The organism is Microcoleus sp. PH2017_05_CCC_O_A (genome assembly GCF_020738785.1).
Classification (GTDB): Bacteria; Cyanobacteriota; Cyanobacteriia; order Cyanobacteriales; family Microcoleaceae; genus Microcoleus.
Window position 1 is genome coordinate 32,576 of sequence record NZ_JAEQCB010000101.1, and the last position, 8,877, is coordinate 41,452.

The 8,877-nt window shown below is 42.5% G+C and carries 11 protein-coding genes; 9 read left to right on the plus strand and 2 right to left on the minus strand.

Annotation, left to right across the window (positions count from 1 at the left end; genetic code table 11):
• Positions 1-225 precede the first annotated feature (225 nt).
• Positions 226-2,262 (minus strand): S8 family serine peptidase, encoded by a 2,037-nt coding sequence (locus JGK20_RS22420; protein ID WP_293232206.1) that lies wholly within the window; start codon positions 2,260-2,262, stop codon positions 226-228.
• Positions 2,263-2,366: 104 nt separating this feature from the next.
• On the opposite strand from JGK20_RS22420, the gene JGK20_RS22425 reads away from it, so the two are divergent.
• The 5 genes from JGK20_RS22425 to JGK20_RS22445 all read left to right on the plus strand — a co-directional run bounded on the left by JGK20_RS22425 (position 2,367) and on the right by JGK20_RS22445 (position 5,091).
• Complete coding sequence (locus JGK20_RS22425) at positions 2,367-3,413, plus strand: UPF0104 family protein (RefSeq protein ID WP_293232208.1); 1,047 nt, start codon at positions 2,367-2,369, stop codon at positions 3,411-3,413.
• Between the two features lie 202 nt (positions 3,414-3,615).
• The gene (locus tag JGK20_RS22430) at positions 3,616-3,927 is read left to right on the plus strand and encodes a DUF433 domain-containing protein (RefSeq protein ID WP_293196702.1); all 312 of its coding nucleotides are present in this window, start codon (positions 3,616-3,618) and stop codon (positions 3,925-3,927) included.
• Positions 3,928-3,997: 70 nt separating this feature from the next.
• The gene (locus JGK20_RS22435; protein ID WP_293196703.1) at positions 3,998-4,417 is read left to right on the plus strand and encodes an element excision factor XisH family protein; all 420 of its coding nucleotides are present in this window, start codon (positions 3,998-4,000) and stop codon (positions 4,415-4,417) included.
• Positions 4,405-4,740, plus strand: a complete 336-nt coding sequence (locus tag JGK20_RS22440; protein ID WP_293147098.1) for a XisI protein — start codon at positions 4,405-4,407, stop codon at positions 4,738-4,740. Before JGK20_RS22435 ends, JGK20_RS22440 begins: the two co-directional genes overlap by 13 nt.
• A gap of 120 nt (positions 4,741-4,860) precedes the next feature.
• Positions 4,861-5,091 (plus strand): addiction module protein, encoded by a 231-nt coding sequence (locus JGK20_RS22445; RefSeq protein WP_293192906.1) that lies wholly within the window; start codon positions 4,861-4,863, stop codon positions 5,089-5,091.
• Positions 5,092-5,121: 30 nt separating this feature from the next.
• On the opposite strand, the gene JGK20_RS22450 is transcribed toward JGK20_RS22445, so the two are convergent.
• Positions 5,122-5,637 carry a LuxR C-terminal-related transcriptional regulator gene (locus tag JGK20_RS22450; RefSeq protein WP_293192904.1) on the minus strand — a complete coding sequence of 172 codons (516 nt, stop codon included), beginning with the start codon at positions 5,635-5,637 and terminating at the stop codon, positions 5,122-5,124.
• A gap of 369 nt (positions 5,638-6,006) precedes the next feature.
• Here JGK20_RS22450 and JGK20_RS22455 point away from each other — a divergent pair, with 369 nt between their 5' ends.
• From JGK20_RS22455 to JGK20_RS22470, 4 genes are all read left to right on the plus strand, one after another.
• The gene (locus JGK20_RS22455) at positions 6,007-6,231 is read left to right on the plus strand and encodes a hypothetical protein (protein WP_293192902.1); all 225 of its coding nucleotides are present in this window, start codon (positions 6,007-6,009) and stop codon (positions 6,229-6,231) included.
• Between the two features lie 40 nt (positions 6,232-6,271).
• Positions 6,272-6,697 carry a ubiquitin-conjugating enzyme E2 gene (locus JGK20_RS22460; RefSeq protein ID WP_293192899.1) on the plus strand — a complete coding sequence of 142 codons (426 nt, stop codon included), beginning with the start codon at positions 6,272-6,274 and terminating at the stop codon, positions 6,695-6,697.
• A gap of 127 nt (positions 6,698-6,824) precedes the next feature.
• Positions 6,825-7,676: a ThiF family adenylyltransferase gene (locus tag JGK20_RS22465; RefSeq protein WP_293192897.1), complete on the plus strand. Its 852-nt coding sequence runs from the start codon at positions 6,825-6,827 to the stop codon at positions 7,674-7,676.
• Between the two features lies 1 nt (position 7,677).
• Entirely contained in the window at positions 7,678-8,658 is a 981-nt protein-coding gene (locus tag JGK20_RS22470) for a hypothetical protein (protein WP_293192895.1), read from the plus strand.
• The last annotated feature ends 219 nt before the right edge of the window (positions 8,659-8,877 follow it).

The following is an 8,877-nucleotide window of genomic DNA, read 5'->3' on the forward strand; positions in this document are numbered from 1 at the left end:
CGGTTATCAGAAAGATGAGGTATGTTGTTGGGCTTCAGCCCTCTTGGTTTAAGGGTTATATAAGCTGTCAGTTATACCTCATCTTTTTGAGAAAGGGTATATATATTTAGGCGCTCTGATATATATATTGAAAGAGCGCTGAAGCGCAACTACGTACCTTTGAAAGAGCGCTGAAGCGCAACTACGTACCTTTGAAAGAGCGCTTAAGCGCAACAACGTACCTTTTTAAACCGATCGACTCGCCGTTTCCGCCAGAATCTGCTTAATTTGAGCAGGAGTCAGACTGGGATTGGCTTGCAACATCAAAGCTATCACCCCGGATACGTGCGGCACTCCCATGGAAGTACCCGCAAAATATCGATAGGGAACCCCCGGTTGAGAAAGCGACACCGTTGAATAAACGTCCCCAGCATCAGCCCTGCCACCGTCGCCACCCGGAGCGACAAAATAACTAATTGTGTTAGATCCCGCCCGGTTAGAATAATCGGTAAACAAGCCATTCCGGTTAACTCCACCGACAGTAATGCCTACCTCAGTTGCAAACCTACCCGGATAATCTACATCCGGGCGAGCATCATTCCCTGCCGCCGAAATCACCACCACGCCCTTAGCTTCCGCCGCTTGAATCGCGCTCAATTCTTGATCGTTGAACTGTTGACCGCCAAAACTTACATTAATTATCTTTGCCCCATTTGCCACCGCATAATTAATCGCATTAATTTCATCCCTAATTTTGCCTACTCCTGTGCTATTAAGTATTTTTAAAGGCATAACCTTGGCAGTCGGAGCTGTTCCAGTTATTCCCACTCCATCCTTTTTCGCAGCAACTAAACCCGAGATATGAGTGCCATGATTGTTATCATCCATTGGATCGTTATCGTTGTTGGCAAAATCCCATCCCCGGAAATCATCTACAAAGCCATTGCCATCATCATCTACGCCGTTGCTAGCTTTATTTCTACCTGTGGCATCAACGCCATTTTCCCCTCCATTGCTCCAAACATTCCCTGTTAAATCCGGGTGATTGTAGTCAATGCCGCTGTCGATAACTGCTACGATAATGCCATCTCCAGTCAAACCCTTCGCCCAAACTTCTGGAGCTTTAATTAAGTCTCTGCCCCACTCATCGCCGCCCAAGTCGGGAACATCAGGAAAAGTTGGCACACCTTGAGCTTTAGCAACTGCCGCCGCTGCATTCACCAAACCGAACCCAAAACGAGAGTCAAAACCCGGTGAGTTGCTGGGATTGTCAGGAACAATAGTTGCAGGAGTTGCAGATAAATTTAGGGTAAAATTTGTATTACCTTGGTTTTGATAAACTCGGACAAAGTATGTTCCGGCTGCCAAATTTTTGAGATCGATAGACTCTGGCGATAAACCGGGTTCTTTAGCAGAAGCAATAATATCGGTAAAGTCAATAGAATTGTCGCCGTTAATATCTTTAATCACAGCCACGTCAACATCGGCACTAAAACCGCTGACAGTTAATTTAAAGTCGTTATTTGCAGGCAAAGTAAAGCGATAAAGGTTGTCTGGGCGGGCGTTGCTAACCGAGTCAGCGATGGTTTGAGTGCTGCTCAAAACACCTAAATCTCGGGCTTGGCTGAGTTGGTTGCCCAATACGGTATTTGCAGAGATGAACTTACCGCTGAGGTTTTGTGGTGATGTGTTGGCGACTAAGCCTAAAATAGCACCGGATTGGCGAATTTTAATTACTGTATTGGGAGTGCCGGAAACTGTTTCTAAAGTGAGGTCTGCTTCGGTAAGATTGTCAGTTAGTCCGATCGCATCCTCAAAACTGTTAAAGTCAGCGATCGCGTCTGCAACAGCCGGATCAGAGACTGGGGAGTTGCTGCGAAGGACAAAGGTATCTGCGCCCAAACCCCCTGTCAGCGTATCTTTGCCTCCATCGCCCATTAAAACGTCGCTACCGTTGCCGCCGTTGAGGCTATCATCTCCCCTACCTCCTTGCAAGGTATCGCTGCCCTTACCGCCAAATAGGAAGTCATTGCCGGCACCGCCGTTAAGCAAGTCATTCCCGACACCACCGAAGAGAGTATCGGAATTGCCACCGCCGAGGAGTCTGTCGTTACCATTATCACCGCTGAGGCGATCGGCATCCGAGGCACCGACAATAAAATCATTACCTCCGAGGGCAAAAAGTCCGTTACGATAAGGAGTCAAAAAGCCCGGAGTTAATGCGAAACTATTGGCGCTATCATCTAAAAGATAGGAAAATCCGTCAGGGCTCGGGCCGGCCATAAAAATTTACTCCTTAAATTGCGATCGATCTAAATTTTAGATTTCAAACATGAAATTGTCCTTAATAAATCTACCATCCCAAATTCATTAATCAGGATCGGAAAATGGGAAAACAACACTTGCATCGAATTCAGAATTTTTTCAACCTCGCCAAATCACGTTTAAAGCCTTATTTGCGCTATGTGATTTTGGGCGGCACGTTTTTATTTATTGCCAAAGCTTTTGTAAGTCATTGGCAAGAAGTCGCTAATATCCGAATTCGAGCCGAAAGTTTTCCGTTATTGGCGATCGCGGTTGGTATCACGTTACTGTCTCTAATTTTTGTCGGCTGGGTGTGGATGTTGATTTTGCGCGAATTCCGCCAACCTGTCAATGCCGCCTGGGCGATTCAAGTTTTTCTCAAGACTAATATTGCCAAGTATTTACCGGGGAATATTTGGCATTTTTGGGGTCGCATCTTGGAGGCCAAAAAGGCAGGCATTGCGCCCAAAGCTGCTACTCTCAGCGTCTTGCTGGAACCGTTGCTGATGGCTTCTGCGGGCGTGCTGATTGGCTTGATTTGTTTTGAGCGCATCAATGGGTGGTTGCGGATTGTCGGTTGTGCTGCTATTTTAACGGCGATTCATCCCCGAATTCTAAATCCGATCGTCCTATTTGTAGAGCGGTTGAAGTTATCCAAGAACAAGGGGGAAAATTCAGAGGTTGGGGATGCTGCGGGCGATCGACTAATTTCGCCTTTAGAGTCTAGCTCCAATCTAGCTAAAAAAATATCTAATGTCAAGTCCGAGCGCCAAAATAATTTGCCAATTAAACGCTATCCTTTAGTGCCGTTAATCGGACAAATCTGTTTTATCGGATTGCGGGGCAGCGGTTTTTTGCTAACGGTAATGGCTTTAAATCCGGTAAATTTTATCGATATTCCCAACTTGTTCGGTGCTTTTGCTTTGGCGTTTGTTGTGGGTTTGGTTGTACCGGGTGCGCCCGGGGGGATGGGAGTATTTGAAGCAACGGCGATCGCCCTACTTGGCGATCGCTTTTCTACGGGTATAATTTTGAGTGCGGTGGCTTTGTATCGGATTATCAGTATTCTGGCGGATGTTTCCGGTGCTGTTTTGGCGAAAATTGATCGGAGGCGCGATCGGTTTATGTAGGGCGGTGGATGGTGAATGATATCAGTTCAGGTTGCACCGTCAGGATACAGGACACGGCAATGCCGTCTCCTGTATCCAAAATAATATTGTAGGGACACGGCAATGCCGTCTCCTAATTTCTTAGGCTATAATCAAACAAGATTGTACAATGTGGTTTCTGTTTCAACTTAACTATTGAGCGATTTTAGTTTGGGATATCATTATGCTATCAATAATTTATCCTCATATCGAGAAAGTAGCGGGTCAACCCGCACGGTTGCAGCGGATACCCCGCGTGCGGGTTGTTCATATTGTGATGGATTATCTAGCTTATGGTTGGTCAGTGGAAGAAATGTGCCGCCAGCATCCTTATTTGATGCAGTCGGAGGCTCATGCAGCGATGGCTTATTACTTCGACTTTCAAGCTGAAATTGAGCAGGAGATTCGTGCAGAATGGGAGCAGGTACAACAGGAAAAATCTCTGCTTTCGCCTTTACCATTTTTCGTGAAAATGCGAGCTAAGGGGTTGCTGTAAGTGGCATCGCATTTTGGTATCAGAAGATTGGGTTGGGATAGAATAGAAATAAGGTCTTTGAGTAAAGTCTATGTCGGCTAGGGATGTTTTCCATGAGTCTGTCAAATCCGCTCTTCTGAAGGATAATTGGGTGATTACCCACGATCCGCTGAAGCTAAAGTTTAGCAAAGACGATCGACTCAGGATTGACTTGGGGGCGGAAAAGCTTCTAGTTGCAGAGCGAGGTTTACAGAAGATTGCAGTCGAGGTTAAAAGCTTTCTGAGTGAATCAGCCATGTTTGATTTCCACTTAGCCCTCGGTCAATTTCTGAATTATCGACTAGCACTCAGGAGTCTGGAGCCAGATCGATCGCTCTATTTGGCAGTTCCGATCGCAGCCTATAATTCATTTTTCTGTCGTGCTTTGCCACAAGCGGCTATCGCTGAGTACGATCTGAAGTTGTTGGTATACGACCCTACTAATGAGGTGATTTTGGAATGGATCGATTAGCTAAATATCGGCAGATTGTTCGCACTTTCCTGATGGAATATAGTAAGACTAAACCCATCAATGGCGACATTGAAGTTCAGGTATTATTTGACACCGAACATGACCATTATCAGATATTAGATTTAGGTTGGGACGGTCATAATCGGATTTATAGTTGCCCGATTCACTTAGACATCCGCAATGAAAAAGTCTGGATTCAACGCAATCAAACTGATGAACTGATTGCTGAGGAGTTAGTGCTGATGGGTGTGGCGCGGGAGGATATTGTTTTGGGGCTTCAGCCTCCCTATGCAAGACCATTTACGAGCTATGGAGTTGCTTAGGCTGTTTGGAAAATGCTGTTTTACTCTCGATCGCGCGATCGGCTATAATCAAACAAGATTGCACAATGTGCTTCCTTTTTTCAACTTAACTATTTAGGGATTTTAGTTTGGGATGTAATTATGCTATCGATCGAGCAACTGATGAAAGAAGCTTTATCTTTGCCAAATGCGTTGAGAGCGCAGTTAGCAGAGAGGCTAGTTGAGAGTCTTGAATTTGATATAGACGGAACAGTTCAAAAGTTGTGGACTGCGGAAGCTAAGCAGCGTCGCGATGAAATCCGAAGCGGTATGGTTGAGCCAATTCCAGGAGAAGAAGCGTTAGCTCAGATTAGGCAGATTATAGCACAATGATAGAATTAATCAGATCGCCCTTCAATTAGATTAGTTTGTATAGGGGCGATCGTCTGAATCTATATCTTCTGTTCTTTGGTATTCTGAAAATGATGGAAGTGATACCCGAATGTTGATATCAATTGTTCCTGTATTAGTATCAAAACATATATTTCCGATCTTTACTAATAGCTCATTCGGCAAATAATTCCTTGAGTCAGATTGAACAGATGACTTAGTTTTATATCCTTCTTCCTCTAGCCAGTTAGGAATATTTCTCCAGTTGCCTACTGTTTCATTAGGCACATCTTTAATTTTTTTAAAGTATTGATATAAAGTTTTAGAGACATAGACCTCAACACCCTTGCGACTTTGATGTACTTGGTTAGCTATTTCAGCCGGACTGTAGCCACACAGCAAACCGCGCAAAAAAAGCTTTTCCCGTTCTGTGAGTCCCTTTCTGGCACGAGGAGATACTTGCCACTTGGCTTCTGCCATAGCTTTGTAGAGCCTTTCCAAGTCCCAGTTATTCGCGGCATCGGCAAAAATATCGTCGTTAGATGTCATCGCAGGGCATTGTGGTAAGTTGATAGCTAGAGCCTAACCAAAATTTATAGCTATGGCTAGTTGCTAGCTGGGTATAGCTAGTTTATCATCGTATTAGCTACTCAGATTTAGCTTATTTGGACTAACAAGGCATTATACCCACCCAAAGCTTTGCTAAATCATGCTTTCAGGCTATGTACGGTTAAAAAAATTCAGGGTAAAAGAGGAATTGAGAAATCGTTAGCTTGACAGAGTAAGCTTTTAGAGTTCTTGCTAATTTGCAATAACTTCAGAATTTGTTACTTAAGTAAGTAAGTCAAGATTAATTGCTCCCTTTGCCCGAATGACTAAGTTAGGAGTAGCTAAAGCTGTTTTTCACGGGTTAATCAAATGCCAAATGATTTTGACGATATAGTCGATGGAATTACGGAAGGAGTAATTAGTGCTGCTGCTAGAGGCGTTGGCAGATCAATTGCAAATATGGCAGAAAGAGCCTTTAACGCTCAAGAAGAAGATGAGTTTGTAGAAATCGATTCAGATGGTGTAGTTCGTCCACTCGAACCCAATCAATCTCCAAAAGGAGTGGCACTGCGCGATCCAAAAGGTGAGTATTAGTTGCCTAACCTCAAAAGTAGTTATTAAACAATAATAAATAATGACAAATATTGCGATTAATCGTGGACTTATATTTCTCGAAAATGATTTATCTAGAGATAGGATGGCTGTTGAGAGTGAGAAAATTAAGCGCTACTATCCACAGTTTAATTTTAAAGCATCTAAAGGCTCTATCAAGGCTGTAGAGGGGTATTTAAAGACAGCGGACGAAAACTATTACCGAGTTAGAATAGAAATTCCTTCAAACTATCCTTACAATATGCCATTGATTAAGTTGCTTGAAAGAACCATTGAACCTGATTGTCCTCACAGGTATTCGAGTGGCAATTTATGTGTGATGAAGCCAGAGCAATGGACTTCAAACTATTCATTGGCATATATGGTATCTAAGGCTGCAATCTGGGTTAACAAATATGATGTTTGGCAACGTACTAAAAATTGGCCAGGAAAAGAGCAAGCACATTAATCAATACTTCGGACAGTTTTTCTATGGCCCAATGACTTATCCTCTATGACTTTGAGCCACTGTGGATAATTAAATCAAAGTCATGTCCACCCCTGTATCGTTCCAAGAACTGTCCGGAGTATTGTTAATGAAAGATCAAAATTATTCACTTGAGTTTGATAGAATTAGCTATCTACTTAATCCAGAGATTTTTTCAGATAAGCGGATCACTGTTGTTGGTTTAGGTAGCGGTGGTACACCAGCTTGCGATCACCTTGTAATGAATGGTATTCGGATTTGGGAACTTTACGATCCAGATACTCTAGAACCTGAAAATCTTGTCAAGCATCCTAGAATGCGTAAAGATTTAGGACGACTCAAAGTAGACATACAAAAGGAGTGGATAGAAGACAGAAATCCTGATGTAGAAGTTAAAACTTTTGCAGAGGATGTGATGCAATCTCCGAACTTTATTGAGTCGGTTCGTCGCTCCGATCTCGTTCTTTCTTGTTCAGATAAAAAGAGTGTCAGAGAGTTTGTCAGTGACCAATGTGTGGCAGCAAAAGTTCCTTTTGTAACAGCATCCGTGTTTCGGACAGGCATAGGAGGTGAAGTTTTTGGCTACATTCCAACTCTGACTGGTTGTTACAAGTGTTTACAACTTTTCTCCGAACTCAATCAACTTGACTTATCAGACGAGGTTTTGGGACTTACGGAAGATGAAGAAAGTAGAATTTATGGTCTTGATGAAAAAGAATTTCGTGCATCAGGACTCTCAATTGATATCCAAATGATTGCATTGATTCAAGTTAGGATGGCTCTCTCTATTTTGCTTAGAGAGTCAACTCAGTCCATGCCTACATTAAAAAGTAACTGGATTGTGTATGGAAATAGACCAGCCCCAGGAATATTCCGCAGTCATTTTGAAGCAAAGCAAATGCTTTTAAAACCTCAAAAAGTATGCTACTGCACTAATGTCAATCATCAAATGGAGGATTAATATGTCGGGAGTTTTATCTTGGTTTGGAATAGGTAGATCAGATTATAGGCCTTCTAATCTAGACGTATCAGTTGAAATTTTTGAGACTGTCATTGCCAGAATAAGTCATGCAGTATCAGTTTCTAACCGTGAGGAAGGTGGAAAGTTTATTGGAAAAATTAGTCAAAATGGCAATCATATAAAAATCCGAGTAGAAACTTATATAGACTCTGGGCCTCGTGTCAATAACTCAGTAGGTCACTTGATGCCAGATGGTGAGTATCAAGAAGCAATGTTTCGCGTGTTGGAGACATTTGACCAAGATATTAATTACCTGGGTTCTTGGCATACTCATCACTGCAATGGACTAGCAGAATTGAGTCAAGGTGACATTAGGGGTTATACAGAAACTGTGAATAGCCGTCAATATGATTTGGACTATTTCTTTGCTCTATTGATTACAGATTTGTGTGGCTCGGAACTTCGGAAGCGTTACTACTTATTTGTCAGAAGTCAAGGCTCTGCGGAAATCCCTGATTCTGCCGTACATATTATTAAAGGATCATCACCTTTAGAGCAAATTTTGAAAAGTGCCGAAGAAGCTGCATTTGCTCATCGTAGAAGTCAAGCAAATTTCTATAGAGGTGCTTCTGAACATAGACCTCAGATGGAGGTAGCCACAGATTTTATGCAAAAAATACGGAGTGAAGATAGAGGATGGATTTTGAATAACTTTCCTGCGGCACAGACACTCGAAGCCAAAAGGGATGGAGCTATATATTGGAGGTGGTTAATACCTTTAGATAATGGTGAACTTAACGTTCGTTATCAATATCCTATCTATTCTTCTTCTAAGCCAGCACATTTAGAAATTATCTATGACAGCGAGGAAGTTATCTCAGAAAATATACTATTAAATTCTTCTCGGTTTGAGCAAATTGATAAATATTTAGCTCTGGCAATGAAGAATGCGAAGTCAATAGCATCAAGAAACACAAAATGAAAAAAATAGGGTAGAAGATGAGTTATCTGTTATGTCCCAAATTGTCAAAAGTGCGATCGCCCTTTTCCCCCAAATAACCCAAAGTGCGATCGCCTTACAATCATGTCAAATATATTCAATCCTCCCGATCATTTCTTCAGGCGCATACACTTCATAAATTAAAATCAAACTACGGATAATCTCGCCCACAGAACGAGAATTAGGAGGACAATAGACAAT